Origin of the sequence: Calothrix sp. UHCC 0171, from assembly GCF_034931845.1 — a bacterium.
In the GTDB taxonomy this organism is placed as follows: domain Bacteria; phylum Cyanobacteriota; class Cyanobacteriia; order Cyanobacteriales; family Nostocaceae; genus Brunnivagina.
Genome location: NZ_JAYGHN010000055.1, coordinates 1 through 23,656, shown reverse-complemented (window position 1 = coordinate 23,656; position 23,656 = coordinate 1). Strand labels below are relative to the sequence as shown.

Genomic DNA, 23,656 nt, shown 5'->3' with positions numbered 1-23,656 from the left:
CCCTGATGTCGTGTAGACTTTGGAGCGATTTGGGGCGATCGCTTGTAGGGACTTGCTTTGTATGAGTTGAATACGTCATAATTATGTATTCCTGCAAAGGTTCAAAGGGCGATCGCACAAGTTTCTCAGGCTGTGGGCGGTCGTCTTTTGTTTTACCTTTTCATAATAACAACTCAAAGTACAAATATCAACTAGAAGTACAAAAAGTTTTTGACACTTCAACACGTAAGTCTGACATTATCTCAATTAGCTCAACACCAAGTGTTTTAGCAATAGCTGTAATAATTTTAGTAGAAACCGATGCAGCTTCGCCATTCTCTAATTTTCTTATATACTCCTGGGAACATTCAACCCCCTCTTGGAATAAAGCATCTGCAATTTCACGTCTAGACCTCTTACCCCGCAAGCTTTTGAGATTTATGCCGCATTCGGCATTCCATGCAAGCATAACAACCCATTCCATAGGGACCATAATCACCTCTTTTATATTTTTTACTTTTATATTTGCACTTTCAGTTGTCATGTGGCAATATATTTTTGTACTGCGAGTTCAAGTAACCAGCTCAGTTATACAAGAATTTATCGACGGCATGAGTATTCAAGCCGTCAGTTTGCTCTTGAGTTGATTTGGGCAAGTCAATTGCCTAAATCAATTTTGCCTTATCAGCCTCTAACTATGAATAGCAACAAATCTTTATGCTTATTCGGAAGAAGCTCCTAGAAGTATAAAAGTTAACTTTATTGGTTTCAGCATTATCTCTGCGGGTGGCAATTCCATTTTTGCCGCTCAATTTTCATGCACCGCTACACCAAAATCCACAGTGGCTAAAAATTTGGAGGAGATATGAACGCAATAAGCGAAGTTTCACACCAAGTAAATAGTGTAAACCTATATACGCAAGTTGAATTCCAGCATCTACGGGAATGGCACGAAAGTGGCGTTGATGCAGAGATAACCTATCTCAACGTCAAATCCTTGGAAGGAACTACCCCTTACGAATATTTGATTTACAGCCCAAAAATCTCACGCCGCAACGATGGACGCTTACGAGACGGCGACTTGAAAAAATATCGACACATTGAACATGGTGGTTGGTGGTGTAGCGGAATTGATCCACTCGACGGTTACAATCCCATGATGTGGGGATGTTTCAAACCAGACAAACCAAGGCGCGATACACGCAAGGAGTCGCTTCGCGAACGCACTAAAATCCATAAACACATCAAATATGAACACCCCTATAAAGAACCAACCAAAGCATTCTCCTTACAAGTACCGCAACGAATTTGGGAAAAAATTGCGGGGAACTGTGGAATTGCGATCGCTCCCGAAGACATACAAAATCCCCAAGGTTTTTGGCGTTGGGTATGGAAAAACAACGTACCAATCGTCATTGTCGAAGGAGCCAAGAAAGCGGCTTGTTTGTTGAGTGCTGGGTATTGTGCGATCGCAATCCCTGGAATCAATGCTGGCTATAGACTTCCCAAAGATGACGATGGCAATACTATCGGCAAACCTTTTCTCATTCCAAATTTGAAACATTTTGCAACAACGAATAGACGAATTGATGTTTGCTTCGATCGCGATCGCAAACCCGAAACCGTGAAGAATGTCAGAACAGCCATTAAACGGATGGGGAAATTACTCGCAATGGAAGGGTGCGAAGTCAGAGTAATTGATTTGCCGGGACCAGAGAAAGGAGTTGATGATTTTGTTGTTGCTCAGGGAGGAGACGCATTCGATGAACTTTACGACAAATCCGACACCTTAGATATTTGGCAAGTCAGGCTGTTTACACTACTGAATTATCAACAGGCTTTGGAGTGCGATCGCGCCTTTCTTGGACAAATCCAAATCCCAGATACAGAGCGGCTCATCGTTCTCAAATCAGCAAAAGGAACGGGTAAAACAGAGTGGTTAACAGGTGAAGTTGCCAAGGCTCATGAAAATAATCGGAGGGTGTTAATTATTACTCATCGGATTCAGTTGGGTGAGGCTTTGTGCGATCGCTTTGGAGTGAATTACGTAACTGAGGTTAGAGACTCAGGAACAGGGGATTTTCTTGGTTATGGAGTTTGCATAGATTCTTTACACCATCAAAGTCAAGCCAGGTTTAATCCCAACGATTGGTATAACGATAAGGTCATCATCGATGAATGTGACCAAGTATTCTGGCATTTATTGAACTCTGGGACGGAAGTGCAAAAACGCCGGGTTTCTGTCCTCAAAAACCTCAAGTCCCTCATCCAGAATGTTCTGAGTAGTCCCCACGGTAAGATTTATCTTGCCAGTGCCGATGTGTCCGATTGTGATGTGGATTACGTGTTGTCATTGGCTGGGGAAATCAAGGTCAAACCCTTCGTGATTCGGAATAACTATCAACCCAAATCTGGAAACTGCTATACCTACTCAGGGAGTAATCCTCAAGATTTGATTGCTGCATTGGATAAAGCAATTCCTGAAGGTGGACATCATTTGCTGTGTTGTTCTGCCCAAAAAGCAAAATCGAAATGGGGAACGCAGGTTTTGGAAGAAAGGTTTCGCCGCAAATTCCCAGATTTGAAGATTTTACGAATCGATAGCGAATCCGTTTCCGATCCATCGCACCCGGCTTTCGGTTGTATTGCTCACCTCAACGAAATCCTCGTTAAATATGACCTTGTGATTGCATCACCGAGTTTGGAGACGGGAGTATCGATCGATATCAAAGGTCACTTTTCCGCAGTGTGGGGGATATTTCAAGGTGTGCAGTCGGCGAATTCCGTGCGGCAGATGTTAGCAAGATTACGGGAGACAGTCGATCGCCATATTTGGGTAAGAAGTAGTGGCATCGGTTTGGTTGGCAATGGTTCCACATCGGTCGGTGTGCTGTTGGCAAGTCAACATGCAGCAGCAAAAGCAAATATTACCTTGCTGTCGCAGGCTGATAATGCAGATTACAGCATCGATGAGAATTTTCAACCAGAATCCTTACAAACTTGGGCAAAGCGAGCTTGTGTTATTAATGCTCAGATGCGGTGTTATCGGGAATTCGTGTTGCAGGGCTTGGAGGAGGATGGTTATCGGGTCATTGATGCAGATAAGGTTCCAGATGAAGAATGTTGCGGGGTTTATGATTCTGTCAAAGCTGCATCTAAAGAATTGTATTTGGAGGAATGTCAGGCGATCGCTTCTTCCGAAACCATCTCCGACACAGAATTTAAGAAGTTGCAGGACAAAAAAGCTAAAACCAAAACCGAACGACACCAAGAACGGAAAGCTTTATTGAAAGAGCGTTATGGGGTTGAGGTGACATCTGGGCTTGTTGAGAAGGATGACGCTGGGTGGTATCCTCAATTGCGACTGCATTATTTTCTCACCATTGGACGGGAACAGCTTATAGAGCGCGATCGCAAGAGGGCTAAATCGCAGATAGAAGCGGGTGAGAGTGCCGTTTGGAAACCAGATTTTAATCGTGGGCAGTTATTACCTGCGGTGCTGATATTGGAGGAATTGAATATTCGTTATTTTCTTACACCGGGGATAATGTTTCGCGGTTCCGATGTGGAGTTGCAGAATTTGAAGGCTTTGGCTGTGAAGCATCGATATTTTATCCGTGACTATTTGGGGGTTTCGGTTTCCGAGGGGTTGAGTGCGATCGCGATCGCTCAAAAGTTATTGAGTAAGTTGGGTTTGGGCTTAACATACGTCGGGCGACTTGGAGCGAGGGGAGAGCGGGAACGAGTTTATGAGTTTATTCCACCTAAAGATGGGCGAAGTGAGGTTTATGCAAAATGGCAAAATCATGTGGTCACTGAGGCTTCTCGAGGTGTTGTTGGTGTCCACTAGCAATAAAATAGTATTTATGAACTATATAACTTGGACACAAACCTGATTGTTATTCCCCAAATTGTTATCCTGGGTGGGTTGAGTATTGTGACAAATGGGGCGGTACTCCGTTGCTGTCTTCTTCCCGCAGGGTAGAAGTCACTTCGCGATCGCAAGAATTTGGATGGGTCATTAATCAATTTCCGGAATAATTTTTGGAGAAATTGAATATTTTAAGAATAATAATTTTGAATTAGCAAAATGAGTAAGTATTACATTACGATTTTTTCGATTACAGCAATTGTCACTACTGGATTTTTCTTCGTGGAAAGAAGGCTATTAAATAATAATTCAGTGGATAATCAAACTAGTAATTTAACAACAGTAAATCTATCAAAACCAAGCGATAAATCTCCCAGTTTGGTGACTGCAAATGCTAACCAATGGCGACAACAAATATCTACATTACAGCAAGGACTCCAAAAACATCAGCAAAGCGGTGATATTACAAAGGAAATCTCGACCTTAAACGCTATTGCAATCCTACATAACGAACTGGGTGAGTCTGCAAAGGCGATCGCATACCTACAACAAGCCCAAAATCAGCTTAATGCAGCTAATATACCTCAGTCACAAAAACCTTTGATGGAATCGGAATTGTTGATGGGGTTAGCTACGGTTTATGCAGATGCGGGAAAATTTCCTCAAGTCTTGGAAATCAGTCGTAAAATCTCCGCTATTCAAAATCGCAATGTTGGTTCGCTTGCTTTCAGGATTGGTGATGTTGCTCCCACTCCCCAACCAACTTCAGCATCTACACTCGATACGAAAACAGATACAAAACAAGATGCTCTGATGCTTTATACCATTGCGACAACGCAACAAAAACGCGGTAACGTTCGCAAAGCAATAGGTACAGCAGAAGCTGCGTTAAATTTGTTTAAAACTGTGGGGGATAAGCAAGGGGAGCAGGAAATTAGCAAGTATATTGATTCTTTGCGTCAGCAGTTGTGAGCGATCGCCCATAAAAGTTAAGAAAGTTATTCACGCTAAAATCCTTAATTATTCTGTATCGACGCTCTCAATAAATAACTCGTAAAACTGAATCATTCAGTTAATTTTACGGAGTTGATTATGCAATCGATAGAGCGTGCATTGATGGCAATGCAAACAGCAATGGGGATATCATTGCCTCATTATGCTTTGATGCAAAGATTACGGGAAAGTGTAGAAGGTAATCGACTGCAATTAAGTGGTGACCTTCTGGGTGCATTTAATGTTTTAGGCGAGATTGTTGGTAGTGTGGTCAATGTATTCGTAGAAATTGAGAATCCCACGATTGAGTTTATAGAAGGACAACCGGGATTAGTAGGTGACCCTGGACGGGAAATTGAAAGTGGCAATCGCGTTGCGATTCCTGAAAATACGAAGACGAGAATCACTGGTGAAGTAACTTACCTGGGTTTGGATCGAGTGTTGCTCACAGCCGAATTTTTCCTATTCAAGGGTGTTCCTCATGCCATTCTCAAATTTGAACCCTTACCAGAACTGGCGAATCAAGTACCTTCCTGGGGAATTGGCAATGTCTTTCCTGATATTCCCATTGTTCGAGCAATGCGGTTTACTGCTCCTGCAATCATTTTATCTTCCAGTGACCAAGCCTACGATCCACGCTTAGATGCGGCTATCAATCGGGGATTTAACTTCTACGGCAATGTGGAGGTAGAGAATTCAGGCGATCGCACCTGGGAATTGGTGGGGGGACTGCTCCATGTCAGACAGTTGGCAGTTCACGCAGCCCTAACGGTAGATGAGTCATTACCTAAGTATGTGCTGGAAGGGTCGGTGCGAACCAATACTGATTTGATTCAGGGTGAGAATTTCCAGATTAGTTTTTCACGTTCGGATGTGGGGTTAGAAATTTCGGGAGCGCCTCCAGAAGCGCAGTTAGGTATTGCCCAAGATATTGTTGTGACACTACGGGAAAAAGGGCAACTGACTCGTCTAGTTTTCACTGGTGGTGTGCGGGCTGAAGCTGAATCCCTCACCAGTTTTTTTACTCTCAATGGTACCGGACGTAGCCCGGAAGGTGAACTCACCGGGGAAATTCAAAATACCGATGAATGGGTTAATCCCTTTGGTATTCCTGGCATCATCATACGTCAACTCTCCCTGCAACTGGGACTTACCTATTCCTCACCCTGGATTGACAACATTGGTTTGCATGGTAACTTGCGTCTGGGAGATATTGATGGCAGTATATCTATTTTGGTAGATAGTAATGACCCCGATGAGTTTGTTTTGGCAGGGTCAACCGATCGCTTAACTTTCCTACAATTGATGAGTGCCATGACAGCACCCACCTTTGTCGCCTATAATGCCCTACCAGCAGAGGCGCGGCAGCCTTGGGAAACGGTTGTTAATGCCCAGATGCAGAACGTTAAAGTTAATATTGTGCCAGTGCCCACTCAAATTGGTCAGGTGTTGTTCCGCGAACCAGGTGTAACTCTACAAGGACGGATGACTGTTTGGGGTTGGGGCGCAGATGCATTTGTGAATGTAGATTACTTTGATGGGCTAACAGTGCGAGCTGCCATGGATGCGATCGATTTGGGAGCGGGGATTTTGCAAATTCGGGGTACTCAGGGTGAAGCCAACCCTCAACTTCGCTTACGGTTGGCTCCCTCTTTTAATTCTGAGCTATTCATTTCGGCGCTGGTTTCTGTATTGGGAATTACCCAGGAATTGCGTATCGAGGCAACTACAGCCGGATTACGCTTCAATATAGCGGGAAGACTGTTCAATAAATTTGAGGCTGCTTTGGTTGTTACAACTCCTGGTATTGTCGATCGCCGTAATTTCCAGGTTGCTGCAACTATGCAAAATGACTTGTTGCGGTTCCTCAAGGATGATGTTTCGCGCGAGATTCAACAAGTTGCTCGTAATGCCAGCAATAGTATTAATACGGCTCAACAAGAACTCGATCGCGCCCAACAGGAAGTCAATCGCTTAAGCGATCGCATTCGTCGCCGACGACAAACTGTAGAACAGGAACGAGCGACTGCAAATCAACGGATTCAACAACTCGAACGAGATGTGACAAATGCCCGTAATAGTCTCAACAGTCTTAACAGTCGGATTCAAAACCTGCAACGGGAGATTAATCGCCTTTCGCGTCAGCAACGGTGTACAGATATTCCGCTTATTGGACGGCAATGTATTCCCGATCCAGAGGCACTTGCTCAAGCCGCAAGGTTGGGTACAGAACTTGCAGGATTACAAGCAGGATTACCAGCCGCTCAAGCAACCCTGTCACGCTTTGAAGCTAGCTTACAGGCTGCTCGTAATGGGGTGAGTCAGATACCCATCGATGCAGATCCAGAAATTGTTAGTCTCAATGCTTCCCTTTCCCTCGCTAACACTGGACTGAATCGCGCCCGTGAGATACTACAAAGCACAACGCGATCGCTGGGAGCAGTAGCACAAATCAACACTTTTATCAGCCAACAAGGTTTAAATAGTTTACTGGATGTGCGCTCGGCTCAATTCAACGCCAACCTAGATGTGGCTGCTAGCGGTCAAGTGGCGATCGCATTAGAAATGGTATATATGAACCAACCGCGTCGTCTAAATTTGGCATTCAACTTTAACGCACCCCAGGAAAGCGCCAGAGCATTAGCGCAGTTACTATTGCCTAGGGGTTGATAGGAACTTTCTAAACTTCGTCCATTTTGAAACTTGGAGTAGTGCTACTACCAGTGGGGAGCAATATGCTCCCACGACTTTATAAATACTATAGTTCTCACGTTCTTAAATATTTGAGCGCTAATACTAAATTAAACCCTGAATATGTCGCCGTACCAGATATTTTTGCTGCTCGGGGTAAAACTGTTGGGGGCAAATGACAATCCCAGTACCGATACCATCTACTAGACTAATTAGGGCATTGGATTCCAAAGTTAAATCTAAATTATCTCGAATCAACTTTGCTGTTTGTAAATTGGCTAATTCTTGATAAATAATTTGCTGCAATAATTCATAGCGCTTCTGGTGTTCTCGAACTAAATGTTTGCGTCCGATTGAATAACCCAAAAATGCTACCCAAACTTTCCAATCGGCTTGATCGGTTGCTTCTAAAGGTAGAGCGGCAAAAATCATCTGCTCTAATCGTTCAATCCCTTGTCGTCCTTCACCACGCGAACGCATCACCTCCAAGGTATTTTCAAACACCTTTTCCAACGCAAACAGTGTTAATTCTTCCTTGTTGCGAAAGTAATGGGTGACAACTCCAGTCGAAGAACCTAATTCCTGTGCGATCGCCCGCATACTGGTACGGTCTAATCCTTCGCGAGCAATTACCCGCCACGCAGCTTGGACTACTTCCATCCGGCGATCGCCATGACTCATATTTCTCAGGTTTACAGCACGGGCAAATTATTATTTCCTTGACACTTTATCACAACAGTTGTTATCGTGTCAATTAACATAACAACTGTTGTAATTTAAATCTGATTTTATGGAGAGTTGGCATGATTAGAGCAATCGCACCTAATGACACTAGCGCATTGCTATCTTTAGCTGAAGCGACTGGTTTATTCCGACCAGAGCATATTGGGGAACTCGCTCACATGCTTGCTGCTCACTTCGAGGATATCAACGATAGTTCTGGCATTTGGCTCACGGATGACGAGCGTGATTTGGTCGGGGTTGCCTACTTTGCACCGGAAAGAATGACCGAAGGAACGTGGAATTTATATCTAATTGCTATCTATCCCAAATATCAGAAACGGGGAAGAGGTACAGCACTTTTAGCTCAGATCGAAAAAATGCTAGTAGAACGAGGGGAGCGAATACTATTGGTGGAAACCTCCGGTTTGGAAAGTTTTAAGTATGTTCGAGATTTTTATCACAAGTGCGGTTTTGAAGAGGAAGCGCGAATTCGGGATTTTTATCAAGTGGGTGAGGACAAAATAGTGTTTCGTAAGGTCTTGGTGACTTGAAGGAAGGCGATCGCTACTTTTTATCTTTGCTGCAAATATCTCATCTCAAATCAATGTGGTTTATCCATAAAGTTGTGAATTCCTTAACTTTTCTACATCGACAGCACCACCAGCAAACTGTATATGTAGAACTGATGGGAATTAATTTGCGATTGAAAGGCAGGTACACCCGTGCATAAACTGACTTCATCCTATGAATATCATGTTGGCGGTCGTTTACCTGTGGATGCACCGAGTTATGTGTTTCGCCATGCTGATGATGAACTGTACAATGCTCTCAAGGCGGGTGAGTTTTGCTATGTTCTCAACTGTCGGCAAATGGGAAAATCCAGTTTGCGGGTACAGGTAGCGAAACGATTGCAAGCAGATGGGATTATTTGCACGACGGTGGATTTGTCGGGAATTGGTAATAGTAATATTACTGCTGACCAGTGGTATGCAGATATAATTATGCGGTTAGTGCGGAGTTTGGGATTATCGGGACAAATTAATCTCCGCAATTGGTTAGCTCAAAGACAAGATTTTTCCCCTGTGGGACGTTTGGGTGAATTGCTGCAATCGGTTTTACCAGAGTTTATTGAGCAACCGATAGTGATTTTTTTTGATGAAATCGACAGCACATTGAGTTTGTCATTTAATACTGATGACTTTTTTGCCCTGATTCGCTCCTGTCACGAACATAAACGTTTGACTTTTGCGTTGTTGGGAGTAGCTACACCTTCTGATTTAATTACAGATAAAACCCGTACTCCCTTTAATATTGGACGGGCGATCGCTTTAAATGGTTTTACTTTCGATGAAGTCCAAGTATTAGAACCTGGTTTGACTGATAAAATTGATAATCCTCACGCTGTACTGAGTGAAATACTTGCTTGGACAGGAGGACAACCGTTTCTCACCCAAAAATTATGTCAATTAGTTGCACTGTATGGGGAAAAGAGAACAGGGGAAGAAGGGGGAATAATTTCTAGCTGTGAATCACCCTATCTGCAAAAGTTGATGCGGGAAATTTTGACGCAACCAGAGGAAATCGCTCAACAAGTAGCTGGAATTGCGCGATCGCATATAATCGAAAATTGGACAGCGCAGGATGAACCACCCCATTTAAGAACAATACGGGATAGATTACTGACTCACGAACAACGTGCAAGCAGATTACTAGGGTTATATCTACAAATCCTAGAAAATGGTGCTGTTCCTGCTGACGATTCCCCGGAAAAAATCGAGTTGTTGTTGTCAGGGTTGGTTGTTAAGAAACAAGGCAATTTACAGGTTTATAATCGCATCTATCAAGAAGTATTTAATTTAGAATGGGTGGAAAAGCAATTAAAGCGATTGCGACCCTATGCAGATTTACTTAATGCTTGGGTAACATCTGATTATCAAGACGAAAACTATCTCTTACGGGGAAAAGCGCTGGTTGATGCTCAAATTTGGGCAAAGGGTAAAAGTTTAAGTAACTTAGATTACCGCTTTTTAGCTGCTAGTGAGGAACTAGAGAAACGAGAAGTACAAACTGCGTTGATTGCATCAACACAAGCAAATCAAATCCTCCTGGATGCCGAAAAACAAGCGAAAAATACCATTCGTCGGGGTTTAATGGGACTATCGCTGGTGTCTGTTGTGGCTTTGATATTGTTGGGAGTATCTGGCTTACTGATGTGGCAAACAACACAACAACAAAAACAGGTGACTTTAGGTGAAATTAAAACCTTAGCTATTTCCTCAGAAGCCGCATTTACTTCTCAACAAAGCTTTGATGCTCTAGTGTCGGGTTTAAAAGCTGGGATCAAATTACAACAAATCGGTTGGAAAAACGGGGATTTACATTTGCGATCGCAGATTGATAAAGCTCTGCGTCAATCCCTTTATTGGGTAAGGGAAGAAAACCGTCTCATCGGTCACGGTGATTTGGTGACACGGGTAAAATTTAATCCTGACGGTAAGACTTTAGCAAGTGCCAGTTGGGATAAAACCGTCAAAATCTGGCAGCGTGATGGGAAATTATTGCAAACCCTCCGGGGACATACGGATGCAGTTTGGAGCATTAATTACAGTTATGATGGGAAATTATTAGCAAGTTCCAGTCGGGATAAAACCGTGAAAATTTGGCGTGTTGCTGATGGGAAAGAATTAGTCACCCTACCTAACAAAGATTGGGTTGCCTGTGTTGGATTTAGCCCCGATGGTAAGATGATAGCATCAATGGAATGGAATGGTACAATCCGTCTGTGGAATTTGCAGGGAAAACTATTAAAATCCTTCAAAACTCATAACGCTCCTGTGGTTGCCATCCATTTTAACCCCCAGGGTGACAGCATTGCCACAGCGAGTCGTGATGGTACTGCCAAAATTTGGAGTCTGGATGGTCAGGAATTAGCGACATTACGCGGACATCAGGATTGGGTAATGTACGTTAATTTCAGTCGGGATGGTAAGAGTTTAATTACAGCTAGTCGAGATCAAACCGTAAAAATCTGGAATTTACAGGGAGAGGAACTAGCAACCTTACAAGGACATGAGGATGCAGTCGGTAGTGCAGTTTTTAGTCCCGACGGTGAGATAATTGCTACCGCAGGTTGGGATCGAACAGTAAGAGTATGGAACCGTCAAGGGGAACAATTACAAGTATTGCACGGACATCAAGATGCAGTTTGGGGTGTAAGTTTTAACAAAGATGGGAAAACCCTAGTCAGCAGTGGTGAAGACGGAACCGTGAGACTTTGGAACTTGCAAGGGTTGAATATTGGTGCAGATATCACTCTCCAAGCTTGGGATAAAAACCTTGGTGAAGCAGCTTCTGTCAGTAGCAATTTTAGCCCCAACAGTCAAATTTTGGGTACAACAGGAAGGTCAAATACTGCCACACTGTGGAAATTACCAGATGAAGAAACGGGATACATCTCATCTCCATTGAAGTATACTGTATCTCTACAAGGTCACAGCGATACCTTAAGAAGTTTACAATTTAGTCCAGATGGGAAAACAGTTGTCACCGCTAGTCGAGATAAAACCGTCAAATTATGGAATTTAGCTGGGAAAGAATTGGTGACATTGCAAGGACATAATGCAGATGTGAGAAGCGCTGTATTTAGTCCCAACGGTCAAACCATTGCAACTGCAAGTTGGGATAATACGGCAAAATTGTGGAATTTAGTTGGTGAGGAATTGGTGACATTGCGAGGACATCAAGCAGGTATTAGGAGTGTTAATTTCAGTCCTGATAATCAAATGATTGTCACTGGTAGCGAAGATGGAACTGCGAAAATATGGAATCGACAAGGTAAAGAATTAACCACATTGCGAGGACATGAAGATGGAATTATCGCTGTCAAGATTAGTCCTGATGGTCAAATAATTGCTACAGTGAGTAAAGACAATCGGATTAGATTATGGAATTTTCAAGGTAAATTATTACAAACCATATATTGCCATGAAGGTGCAATCAATAGCTTAATTTTCCATCCAAATAGTAAAACCTTTGTGACAGCAAGTGAAGATAAAACCATGAAATTATGGGACTTAGATGGAAACATCCTGCAAACCTTTGGGGGACATCAAGCTGGGATAAAAAGTGTTAGTTTTAGTCCAAATCAGCAGCTTTTAGCTTCTTCCGACTCCTTGGGGAATGTAATTTTCTGGAATTTAGACTTAGATTCTCACCCAGATAAATTATTAGTCCAGGGTTGCGATCGCCTTAGGAATTATTTGCACAATAGCGAGGATGTGAAAGAGGATGAGAGGGAATTATGTGATGGGATTGGTAAACTCTCTAATCACACACTCTAGATATTTGATATTTCTAGAAAAACTCCTTAACTTTTCTGTATCGATTATTGTGATGACATATTTTATAAATTAACTATGGATATACCAAGCTAGATGTTTTCAGCTAAACCAAGTTATCACACTTGGATTTCCATCTAGTTTGTCAATATTCGCAAACAACCTATATTTGATATTTTCCAAACCATGAATACCAAAACTTTGAATCCAGTTCCATCCCAAATCAAAAATATCGAACAATTCTATCAAGAATTACTGACTAACTCAAATCTACAGGAAAAACTGAAAGCTGCTAATAACCCCGAACACCTGTGTCAACTTGCTGTAGAATTAGGCAACGAAATGGGTTATGACTTCACACTGGAACAAGCACAAGCTGCTTTAGCGATCGAAATTGCTATCGGGGACTTACAGGAAGAAAATTTAATGTCTAATTCACCATTAGCCCTTGCTTGCTGTGCTTTCACTCAGAACTCTCGGAAATAATTGTAATCGGTAATTATCACACTTTACCGATACTTTAATTGAATTGATTTATCCTCCATTCATACAAGTGATATGGAGGTATTTTATATCTAGTATCATAAGATATAAAAGTTAAGTCAGATATTTCTAGAAAAACTCCTTAACTTTTCTGTATCGATTATTGTGATGAGATACTTTATATTTAAGGAATAAAGATACATAACACTCCTTAACAGGCATCTGGTGAAAATGAGGTATGTATAATTTCCGAATATTAATTGACAATAAGTTGGCTACATAGATTTAAATAATTCGATAGGAGTCCTATCTTGTATGTATCAATTCGTCACTCTAGACAATCAGACTAGTCTACCTTTTCAAGGATTAACTTATCCTTGGATGCAAACATCTCTACAAAATCTTGCACCAAAAGGTAATTTTTTAGCCATAGGTATATACCTTAATACCAAACCAGTCGGCTTAATTTTAGCTAAGTATTTATCAACTTCCAATATCGATCATGTCGAAATTGTTTCCATATTTATAGTTCCAGAACATCGGCAAAAAGGTCTTGGTAAGGAGCTTTTGACGAAAATCGAGGAAAAATTAGCCCAGTCAAATTGTCAACATATAGATATCCTCTACTCTCTTAACTTATATACACCTATCTTGGAAAAGATACTCGGAAAATTAAATTGGTCATCTGGTGTACTTCATGCTTTTCAATATTCGACGATTCCAGAGAAAATTAAAAATTTGCCATTCTTGCATCGTTATAGTTTAAATAATTCATTTACACTATTACCTTGGGTTGATTTAACTGCTCAAACAAAAGAATTAATTAAATCTCAAAAAGATGATATTCTCAAATATCCAGATGTGCTTTCTCCCTTTAAGGAAGAAGAAACAATTGAACCGTGTAGTAGTTTGGTTTTATACTATCATGATGAAGTTGTCGGTTGGATGATTGTAAATCGAATCTGTGCTGATACCACAATTTATAGTTCTTTATTTGTCAAGCCAGAACTTCAAAAATTAGGTCGAGCTATTCCTTTATTAGCAGCATCAATTAATCGCCAATTACAAGAATCGGAAATAAAACAGGCAATATTTTTAGTTTTAGCTGATAATACCCCGATGATTAAATTTGTCAAGCGTCATCTTGCACCCTATTTGACTTCAATTCGTCAATATTGGAAATCTTCAAAAATCCTCAGTAATCAGGCAATTATGGAAAATAAATCTCAAGTAATTGTTTCTGTATAAGTATTTATTTCTTTAGTTTCAGCTAAATTATTTAATCTAATTACTTTTAAATAGAATCAGGAAATTATGTTGACAAGACCTAGCTTTAAACCTCATTTTCATGTGGAAATAACTGAACCAGATACAGTTTATTTATTGAGTGAAGAAGAATATTTTGCTTTAAGTGGTCGTCTGTATGTGGAGTTAGCTAAGTTACTCAATGGTCAAAATACAGTTGATGAAATCGCTCAAAAGCTCCAACAGCAAACATCTATTTTAGGTGTTTATCATGCTTTATTGCGCTTAGAAAGTCAAGGCTATTTGAGTGATAGTAAGTTAGATATGTCTGTTGAACAAGGAGCTTTTTGGAGTTCGCTCAAAACTGATTCTCAAGTTGCTGCAAGTAAATTAAAGACAGCAAAAGTCGCAGTTAAAGGAATTGGAAAAGTTAGTACCCAAGAATTTATTAATGCATTACAATCTCTAGATATTCAAGTCAGTGATGAAGGGAATTTGACGGTTATTTTAACTGATGATTATTTACAAGTTGGGTTGGATGAGTTTAATCAATTAGCATTACAAACGAAAAAACCTTGGTTATTAGTTAAACCTGTGGGGACTTGCATTTGGGTAGGACCATTTTTTATTCCTGGTGAAACTGGATGTTGGGATTGTCTTGCACAACGTTTACGAGGAAATAGAGAGGTTGAAACTGCTGTTGCTAGACAAAAAGAAATTAATCAACCTTTTCCTACTTCCCGTGGAATTTTACCAACTAGCTTACAAATAGGAGTGAACTTTGCTGCAACAGAAACGGCTAAATGGTTAGTTCAAGGACAACAGAAATTAGTAGGCAAAATTATTACTTTTGATTTAAAATCTTTACATTTGGAAAACCACATTTTGGTGAAGCGTCCCCAATGTAATGTATGTGGAGATAAGAAGAAAAAGGAACTTCAAAAACCCAAACCAATTGTGCTTACAAGTCAACAGAAAAATTTTACAACGGATGGGGGACATCGATGCGTTTCTCCGGAAGAAACTTTGAAAAAATATGCCCATCATATTAGTCCAATCACTGGAATTATTAGTACTTTACCGAAACTTGCTAGTGAAAGTGGTTTAATTCATGTTTATGGTGCTAATCATAATTCTGGTCGTAGTGCTAATAACTTAGCTAGCTTACGTCGTAATTTACGGGATAAAAGTGCTGGTAAAGGTAAAACTGATATCCAATCAAAAGTAAGTGGTTTTTGTGAAGCAATTGAACGCTATTCGGGGGTATTTACTGGAGATGAAATTAGGATTTCTGGGACATATAAACAATTAGCATCTGTGGCTATTCATCCTTATAGTTGTTTGTTGGTTAGTAATGCTCAATATCAAAATCGACAAACTTGGAATTCCCAACACGGCCATTTTGCTTGGATACCCGAACCTTTTGATGAAGATAAGGAGGTAGAATGGACAAGTGTTTGGTCATTGACAAATCAAACTTTTAAATACTTACCTACTGCTTATTGTTATTATAATTATCCCCTTGCTCATGAGCATGATTTTTGTCAGGGAGATTCTAATGGGAATGCAGCTGGAAATACCTTAGAAGAAGCGATTCTTCAAGGATTTATGGAATTAATTGAAAGAGATAGTGTGGCTTTGTGGTGGTATAATTGTTTGTCAAAACCAGGTGTGGATTTAGCTAGTTTTGATGAGCCATATTTACAAGCTTTAGAAGCTTATTACAAGGCACAAAATCGGCAAATTTGGGTTTTGGATATTACTAGTGACCTAAAAGTTCCAACTTTTGCGGCTATTTGCTGTCGTACAGATCAAAAACAAGAAGATATTTTGTTGGGATATGGTACTCATTTTGATCCGAAAATTGCGATTATACGTGCTGTCACAGAATTAAATCAGATGTCTATGTTGGTTTCTGAAAATGGAGAGATAAAGATAGATGACATTGATATGAAATATTGGATAGAAAATGCGACTCGAGCCAATCAATCCTATTTACTTCCAGCTACTGATATTCCTTGGAAAGTTGCTGCTGATTATCCTCAATTATGGAGTGATGATATTGCCAAAGATGTGCAAATATGTGTAGATATTATGGCAGAAAATGGGATGGAAACTTTGATTCTCGATCAAACTCATCCTGATATTGGTTTAAATGTTGTCAAGGTAATTGTACCGGAGTTGCGCCATTTTTGGCCCCGTTTTGCTCCTGGAAGATTGTATGAAGTACCGGTAAAAATGGGCTGGTTATCCCAACCACTCCAGGAATCAGAGCTAAATCCCATACCCATGTTTTTTTAATACAATCAAGGATTTTTTCAGCTATGTCACCACAATTTGTTTTGTCTTTCAAGCCAGATATTTCCTTCATTGAACAACTAGAATCACAACAGGTTTTACTTCAATCTTCACCAGCTTATCGCTTAAAATTTCAACCAATTCAACCCGGATTAAATATGGCTTTGAAAGCACTAAGTTATGGAGGTGCTACTTTAGATCAACTGAATCAGTGGGTAAAGGAAGATGAGGGTTCATATCCAGCGCTCAAATTTTACCTTTATCTGCAAAAGTTCTCGCAACTTGGCTGGTTATGTCATTCTGTGTTAGCGAATGGAAAGGTTATAGCAACAGCAGTTGCGATCGCTCCCCATACCCAATTACCTCCAGTAGAAGTAACAAAAGAAACTCAATATATGCTCTCTCGTTTTGCCTATCTACATCAGGTTGAGGGAAAAATGTTGCTAGAGTCGCCTTTGTCGAAAATGCAGATATACTTACCGGATTGGAGGAGTGTAGCCTTAATTTCCCAATTATCTCAGCCTTGTACTTACCTAGAATTGACAGAACAGGTTCCGGGAATCTGTTTACAGACAGCTAAACAGTTGATCGGTTTGCTGTTAAGTGCACAAATGCTGACACCATATCCAGAAGGTATGGAGGAGGAAGGTAGTATTGCTTTAAGACAATGGGAATTTCACGATTTACTATTTCATACCCGAAGTCGTCAAGGAAGACACGGGAATTTGGTGGGGGGAACCTATCGTTTTACAGGGAAGATTGAACCGCTTCCAGATGTTAAACCCCCTATGTCAAAAGAAGCGATCGCATTATTTAAACCAGACATCGAAACTCTGAAAACTACAGATATTAGTTTTACCCAGGTGTTGGAAACGAGAAGATCGATCCGGGAATATGGAGAAAATCCCCTGACTTTGCAACAGTTAGGAGAATTTTTGTATCGTTGTGCTAGAGTCAGACGAACTATGTCCACAGAGCATGGAGAACTTTGCGATCGCCCCTTTCCTAGTGGTGGTGGACTTTACGAGTTAGAACTTTATCCAGTTATTAAACTATGTACAAATATTACTTCTGGTTTATATCATTATCATCCCCAAGAGCATAAATTATATCGAATATCTGCCAGTAATTCTATGACAGAAACTTTATTGCAAAATGCAGCTTTGTCAATGGCAAAACAAGATCAACTACAGGTATTAATTATGATTACAGCTAGGTTCCAAAGACTTGCTTGGAAATACGAAAGTATTGCTTATACACTCATGCTTAAACACGTTGGAGTGCTTTATCAAACTATGTATTTAGTTGCAACTGCCATGAATTTAGCTCCTTGTGCAATTGGTTGTGGTGACTCAGATTTGTTTACTAAAGCAACAGGAGTTGACTATTATGCAGAAACTTCTATTGGGGAGTTTGTTCTTGGTAGTCGTCAGGAATAAGAGCAAATCAAACGACTTTGAACTGGCTAATTTATTGTATATTCAGTTACTATCAAAAGTACTCTTAATCTCATTTTCGATTTATACTACCGCTATTTTTTAATTTAGGACTATCAAATCATGATAATTATACCTGAAACTATCAAAAATAAATGGACTAGAGAATATCCTCCCGGACCTAAAGGTCATTTTCTTGTTGGTAGTTTGTGGGAATATACTCAAAATCCTTTGGATTTTTTTAGTAACTGTGTTGCGGAGTATGGAGATATTGTACATTGGAAAACTTTGGGTAAATCTAGCTATTTAATTAACCGTCCTGATGAAATTGAAGACATTTTTGTGACACAAGCCAACTCTTTTACTAAAATTAATTTTGGCTATTGGATAAATTTAATTCTTGGTAAAGGTCTAGTCACAAACGAAGGAGATTTTTGGCAACGTCAGCGCCGATTAATTCAACCAGGATTCTATCGTCAGCGTCTCAATAATTATGGGAACTGGATGGTTGATTATACGCAAAAATTATTAGAAAATTGGCAAGGAGGAGAAACCCGTGATATTTGTCAGGATATGCAAAATCTATCCTTAGAAATTATTACCCATTTTTTATTTGGTTTCGATAGTTGCAATCAGCAAGATGATATTAATCGTATCATTAAATTAAGTAATGAATGCTTTGATTTACTACATCAAATTACCAGTCAACAGAAACAAATTTGGTTTTCGACCCATAAAAAACAGCATTTTTATTCAACTTTAAAGCAATTAGATCACACTATATATAAAGTTATTCAAAACCGACGTAAAACTGTAAAAGACTTTGGTGATTTACTATCAATGTTATTGCATCTCCCAGAAAATGGAAACCATGAGATGGATGACCAACAACTACGGGATGAATTAGTGACTCTTTTAATTGCTGGTCGAGAAACTATCTCAATGGCATTAGCTTGGACATGGTATTTACTATCGCAACATCCAGAAATAGAAGCTCAACTAATTGCTGAATTACGACGGGTGTTAGGAGGTAGAAAGCCGACACCAGAAGATTTACCAAATTTACCTTACACGAATATGGTATTTATGGAAACGCTGCGGTTATATCCTCCTGATTGGTTGTTAACTCGAAAAGTAATTAAGGAATGTGAAATCGGTGGTTACACCTTACCAGCTAATAGTAATATTTTCATTAGTGCATGGTTAATACAGCGCGATCGCCGTTTTTTTGAAAATCCCGAATTATTCCAGCCGCAACGCTGGAATCCAAGTTTTACAAAGCAATTACCCAAGTTTGCTTATTTTCCCTTTGGTGGGGGAGGACGTGCTTGTATTGGAAAATCCTTGGCTATGATGGAAGCTATATTAGTGTTAGCAACTATTGCTCAACAATTCTCTTTAAAGCTAATTGATCATACGGTTGTGGAACCTTTAGCTACTATCACTCTCAGACCGAAATCTCAATTAAAAATGCTGTTAACGAGAAGATAATATAACTTCTGCATTGACAAAAGGCACGAAATATGTAACAAATGCCACTCACTTTTAAAAATTCTTGGCTTCATGGGTGACGCGATCGAACTCAAAGCGCTGATGATATGCGGTTTCTCCATACAAATTGAATGTCACCACTGGTTCATTCCCTAACGCTTCAACGCAGTGGATAGCATCGGCGGTAAAACCAATAATATCACCAGGAACCAAAATTTTTTCCCCAACACATTCAATGTGATTTGGATATTCTAAAGTGGGAACTTTTCGCCAAAATTGATTTTTTTCCTGTCCACCGACAACAGCGACAATTCCCCAAGTTGCGTGATTATGGATAGGAGAAATATTTCCAGGGAGCCAAGCAACCATCTGGATAGTTAAAGGAAATTCATACTCATCACACAGGAATTCTACAGACCAACCGGGGTCAATTGCTGGTTCGCTAAACTGCATTTGTAACCAATAGGAACTAGCTAATAATTTCCGTACTAATGGCATAATTGCCTGGATGCGAAGACAATCATCGCTAATATTATCCAGGATATCTTCTAATTCCGTGAGAAATCGGTATAAGCGATAGGGCTTGTCTGGTAAAGTAAGTTCCTCCAGATTTAAGGCAATATAGTCACCACTATTATTTACTAGCCAGTCTTGAGAATGCATACAATCTGTAGAATTAGCCATTATTCTCCCGTAAAGCACCATCTATAGAATATGACGAATGGTAAAGGAGATCGGATTTATAATAGTTATTCAAGATACGCGATCGCGGTTACCAAATTTTGTCGCGCTTGTGAATAACGATTCTGTTCTATTTCCACCCAACCAAGATTTGTTAATAAGAGACATCTCCAGAAACAATTTCCTTTTTAGACAAGGATTTCAGCGATTAGAAATTTCAGCATTGCCGCTTGTTGACATCATTCTCAATAAAATTAATATTTTTACCAAGGTACTGAGAACAACAATTTTTGAAACCCTTGTCTTGTATGAGTTTTATTTCTGGAGATGTCTAAGGAATATCTGATCGGAAAATTATCAGCTTTAACTAAGAGGTCTCCACAGAATAATTGATCCACTAATAAGGGGTGATAGAAAAAGGGTAATTAAACGTCAAAATCCGGTTGTGACATTGATAAAAAAAGTTTACTCCACAGAAGTTAAACTCACAACTGAGGCTATGGCAGAAGTTGAAAAACAAATCCTTCGTCTTCCGCATCTCAAAAAATGGTTTGTTGAAATTTTTGCGAAACCCGGCTCGTCATAGGATCATCTTTTTTGTGGAGTTCTCTAAATCTAAACCCCGCAAAAAGAAGCTTTCCGCCATCAAGTAATCTTGATCGCCAAGATACAAACGACCCAAATTATTATAAGTCTCAGCGTTCTTTCCAGGTAAAGCCTGCATATAATGAGTCCGGGCGTTGGGCAAATTCTCCAAATTCTCGTAGGTTTTACTCAAAAGAAGATGAGCATCAAAATTACCCGAATCAAATGCGATCGCTTGCTTTAAATCCTTTTTCGCCTTGTTATCTGAAGTAAATCCCTTGACACCGCGTAACTCTGCTAATAACTCACCGGAACCAAATCCAGTATTTCCAGTCACGCCATCACCTTGGCGATCGCTCCCATTACAGCAGAGGCGATCGCCCAATCAGAAATTCCTCAATCCAAAATCGGCTTACCCAAACAAGAATCGGGCGGTATTACCAGAGGCTAAATTCAGCCCAATATTGCTCCCGGTAAATCCAGTGACACCCCGCAGCTCGGCTAGCACCTGACCCGAACCAAAGCCACTGTTGCCTTCTAGCCCATCACTCAGGCGGAAGAAGGTGCTGCTACCATTGACCACCACATCGATCGCCTCAATCCCTTCAAACTGGAGGCGATCGCCCCCGGCACCACGCCGGAACTGATGGACAACATCACGGTCATCCCCGTCGCGATATATGACAGTATCTACATAGTGATCGCGTCCCAAATAGAGAGTATCATCTCCCAAACCACCAACCAGAATATCTGCACCAGTGCCACCATGAAGGGTGTCGTTACCTTCACCACCGCGCAAAATATCATCGCCACTCAAACCCCAAATAATGTCATCACCACCTTGACCGTTGATGACATCATAGGAGTTGTCAAAGCCACGCACATGATTATCTAAATCATTCAGAAAGGTGACGGTATTACGATTCCAAATTCTGTTTTGGGTGGAGTCGGCATCGAAGACATCAATACTGTCTTGCAGGGTAGTGTCACCATCAAACATGATGTTACCAATCTGACCATGCTGACCACCAGGAATCGGCAAGTTATCCAGGTTTTCCAAAGCAAAGTCCTTGAGAATCACTTGGGTATCATCAACCCCTTCAAAACTGACAACTAAATCATCACCAGTTTGGGTAAGGAGCAAGTTTTTGGCAACTAAACCCTCTCCTGTAAATATGAGTTCGTCAAAGGTTTCTCGCACTTCTAGCGAGGGATTGCTCCCCCGTCCTGCACCTTGAAATCCTTCTACCTCAATAGTGCGATCGCCACGGTTGACCTTGACTGGATAGATATTGCTATCAGCATTCGCCGTTGATGCAGAATTTTGAATGAAACTGACTCCGCCCATATCCCGCAATCTACCACCTGACTGAACGAAGATTGCGCCGCCACGTCCTTGACCATTCTCAAAGCCACTACCACCAACAGCAGAATTGAAGAGAAATGAACTGTTCCTGACGCTAAAGGTTGCGCCGTTAGAGACAAAAACTGCACCGCCTAAACCTGCACCACCGCCGCCTTGTCCTCCCACACCGCCGTTACCTGGACTGTTGCCGTTAAAGGTTGAGCGACCATTACCCCCATTCGCCCCAGCGCGTCCATCCCCAGCAAATGCGCCACCTACGCCCCCAGAACCGCCAGCACCACCGGGGCGAGCTTGTCCTCCCAACACGTTAGCACCGCCGCCGCCACCACCACCACCGCCGCCACCACCACCACCGTAGCCACCAAAACCACCACCGCCACCGCCGCCGCCACCAGTAGCATTTCGGAAAGCACCAGCACCGCCAGCACCGCCGCCGCCACCGCCGCCACTACCACCAGCGACTCCAAAGCCTCCTGAGCCACCACTCACACCGCCACCAGCTCCCAAGCCTGTAGTTCCGACTATCCGACCACCAGCACCACCGCTACCGCCGCTAGTTGGGACTATACCTCCAATGGCAAAAAAACTTGGTAAGCCACCACTACCACCCGGAAAGCCATTGCTTCCAGCCGAAGAATCATTTCCACCTCGTCCACCGTCGCCACGACCAGCAAAACTATTACCTCCGACTGCTCGGTTATCAAAAAACACGACATTATCTGCTGTGACATTAGCACCTGGATTCAGAAACAGGCCTCCTCCAGCCCCTAAACCGCCACCACCGCCTCGACTGCCGTTTCCTCCTTGAGCAAGACCCCTGTTAATCTGCAAATTATTAAATGTAACGGTGCTGTTATCAATGAGAAATAGGGAAGTGCGTCCCTGTCCATTGAAGCCAGTAAAACTAGTCCCATTACCCTGGAAGTTAATGTTATTGCCTGGTCTGATGACAATGGGGCTATTTAGTTGAGCAATGCTATTAATGACGATGGTATCAGTTCCAGGTAGGGCTTCTGCGGCTGTTACCGCTTCTCGTAAACTTAACAGCCCGTCTGTGGGATTAACAACATCATTGAGTGTAGTAACGGTGAAAGTAGCCATTTGCGTATCCTTGTAATTATCAAATTTAGGCAGAATAGGGAATACCGCCGCCTTTGTAGAAGCGGCGTTACATTTAGTTTTAATTTGTGGATTTTAAGAAAAATTAAGAGTAAATCACACCACGATATTTTAAATTTCTCCGTGGTTGGGAAATTGTCGATATAACTTGATTTTTAATATAAAGTGCACCACGATAAATTAGAGTTTGATCTGTTTGGATATTTTGGTTAACAACTGAACAGTTAATATTGTAAGCAGCACCACGATACTTTAAAGATACTTTTGCTTCCGTTTCTTTAGATAAAGGATCATCACATTTATAGGGTAATAATTGATAATTTATTTCCATTTTCCTGGTCGTCATTGTAAGTGAATG

The 23,656-nt window shown here is 41.1% G+C and carries 17 protein-coding genes; 11 read left to right on the top strand and 6 right to left on the bottom strand.

The window, feature by feature from the left end:
- Positions 1–187 precede the first annotated feature (187 nt).
- Positions 188–523: a helix-turn-helix transcriptional regulator gene (locus VB733_RS24975; RefSeq protein ID WP_323342753.1), complete on the bottom strand. Its 336-nt coding sequence runs from the start codon at positions 521–523 to the stop codon at positions 188–190.
- Positions 524–844: 321 nt separating this feature from the next.
- Here VB733_RS24975 and VB733_RS24970 point away from each other — a divergent pair, with 321 nt between their 5' ends.
- From VB733_RS24970 to VB733_RS24960, 3 genes are all read left to right on the top strand, one after another.
- Positions 845–3,829 carry a plasmid replication protein, CyRepA1 family gene (locus VB733_RS24970; RefSeq protein ID WP_323342752.1) on the top strand — a complete coding sequence of 995 codons (2,985 nt, stop codon included), beginning with the start codon at positions 845–847 and terminating at the stop codon, positions 3,827–3,829.
- 240 nt (positions 3,830–4,069) lie between these two features.
- On the top strand, positions 4,070–4,822 hold the full coding sequence (locus tag VB733_RS24965; protein WP_323342751.1) for a tetratricopeptide repeat protein: 753 nt from the start codon (positions 4,070–4,072) through the stop codon (positions 4,820–4,822).
- A gap of 120 nt (positions 4,823–4,942) precedes the next feature.
- Positions 4,943–7,513: a hypothetical protein gene (locus VB733_RS24960; protein ID WP_323342750.1), complete on the top strand. Its 2,571-nt coding sequence runs from the start codon at positions 4,943–4,945 to the stop codon at positions 7,511–7,513.
- A 126-nt stretch (positions 7,514–7,639) separates the two neighbouring features.
- Here VB733_RS24960 and VB733_RS24955 read toward each other — a convergent pair whose 3' ends face one another.
- Positions 7,640–8,215: a TetR/AcrR family transcriptional regulator gene (locus VB733_RS24955; RefSeq protein WP_323342749.1), complete on the bottom strand. Its 576-nt coding sequence runs from the start codon at positions 8,213–8,215 to the stop codon at positions 7,640–7,642.
- Between the two features lie 122 nt (positions 8,216–8,337).
- Here VB733_RS24955 and VB733_RS24950 point away from each other — a divergent pair, with 122 nt between their 5' ends.
- The 8 genes from VB733_RS24950 (at position 8,338) to VB733_RS24915 (ending at position 19,547) form a co-directional block, all read left to right on the top strand.
- On the top strand, positions 8,338–8,808 hold the full coding sequence (locus tag VB733_RS24950; RefSeq protein ID WP_323342748.1) for a GNAT family N-acetyltransferase: 471 nt from the start codon (positions 8,338–8,340) through the stop codon (positions 8,806–8,808).
- Entirely contained in the window at positions 8,805–8,987 is a 183-nt protein-coding gene (locus VB733_RS24945) for a hypothetical protein (protein ID WP_323342747.1), read from the top strand. The genes VB733_RS24950 and VB733_RS24945 overlap by 4 nt, the downstream gene beginning before the upstream one ends.
- Positions 8,980–12,597, top strand: coding sequence for an AAA-like domain-containing protein (locus VB733_RS24940; protein ID WP_323342746.1), 3,618 nt, complete (start codon positions 8,980–8,982; stop codon positions 12,595–12,597). Before VB733_RS24945 ends, VB733_RS24940 begins: the two co-directional genes overlap by 8 nt.
- 183 nt (positions 12,598–12,780) lie before the next feature.
- Complete coding sequence (locus tag VB733_RS24935) at positions 12,781–13,080, top strand: Nif11-like leader peptide family natural product precursor (protein ID WP_323342745.1); 300 nt, start codon at positions 12,781–12,783, stop codon at positions 13,078–13,080.
- Positions 13,081–13,392: 312 nt separating this feature from the next.
- Positions 13,393–14,325 (top strand): GNAT family N-acetyltransferase, encoded by a 933-nt coding sequence (locus tag VB733_RS24930; protein WP_323342744.1) that lies wholly within the window; start codon positions 13,393–13,395, stop codon positions 14,323–14,325.
- A 66-nt stretch (positions 14,326–14,391) separates the two neighbouring features.
- Positions 14,392–16,623 carry a TOMM precursor leader peptide-binding protein gene (locus VB733_RS24925; RefSeq protein ID WP_323342743.1) on the top strand — a complete coding sequence of 744 codons (2,232 nt, stop codon included), beginning with the start codon at positions 14,392–14,394 and terminating at the stop codon, positions 16,621–16,623.
- A gap of 23 nt (positions 16,624–16,646) precedes the next feature.
- Complete coding sequence (locus VB733_RS24920; RefSeq protein WP_323342742.1) at positions 16,647–18,059, top strand: SagB family peptide dehydrogenase; 1,413 nt, start codon at positions 16,647–16,649, stop codon at positions 18,057–18,059.
- A gap of 120 nt (positions 18,060–18,179) precedes the next feature.
- Complete coding sequence (locus VB733_RS24915; RefSeq protein WP_323342741.1) at positions 18,180–19,547, top strand: cytochrome P450; 1,368 nt, start codon at positions 18,180–18,182, stop codon at positions 19,545–19,547.
- Positions 19,548–19,601: 54 nt separating this feature from the next.
- Here VB733_RS24915 and VB733_RS24910 read toward each other — a convergent pair whose 3' ends face one another.
- The 4 genes from VB733_RS24910 to VB733_RS24895 form a co-directional block, all read right to left on the bottom strand.
- On the bottom strand, positions 19,602–20,210 hold the full coding sequence (locus VB733_RS24910) for a cupin (protein WP_416336347.1): 609 nt from the start codon (positions 20,208–20,210) through the stop codon (positions 19,602–19,604).
- A 598-nt stretch (positions 20,211–20,808) separates the two neighbouring features.
- Positions 20,809–21,198 carry a hypothetical protein gene (locus VB733_RS24905; protein ID WP_323342739.1) on the bottom strand — a complete coding sequence of 130 codons (390 nt, stop codon included), beginning with the start codon at positions 21,196–21,198 and terminating at the stop codon, positions 20,809–20,811.
- A gap of 27 nt (positions 21,199–21,225) precedes the next feature.
- Positions 21,226–23,280, bottom strand: coding sequence for a hypothetical protein (locus tag VB733_RS24900; RefSeq protein ID WP_323342738.1), 2,055 nt, complete (start codon positions 23,278–23,280; stop codon positions 21,226–21,228).
- Between the two features lie 103 nt (positions 23,281–23,383).
- Positions 23,384–23,656 (bottom strand): DUF4278 domain-containing protein (locus VB733_RS24895; protein ID WP_323342737.1); only part of this gene is annotated, 273 nt, incomplete at its 5' end.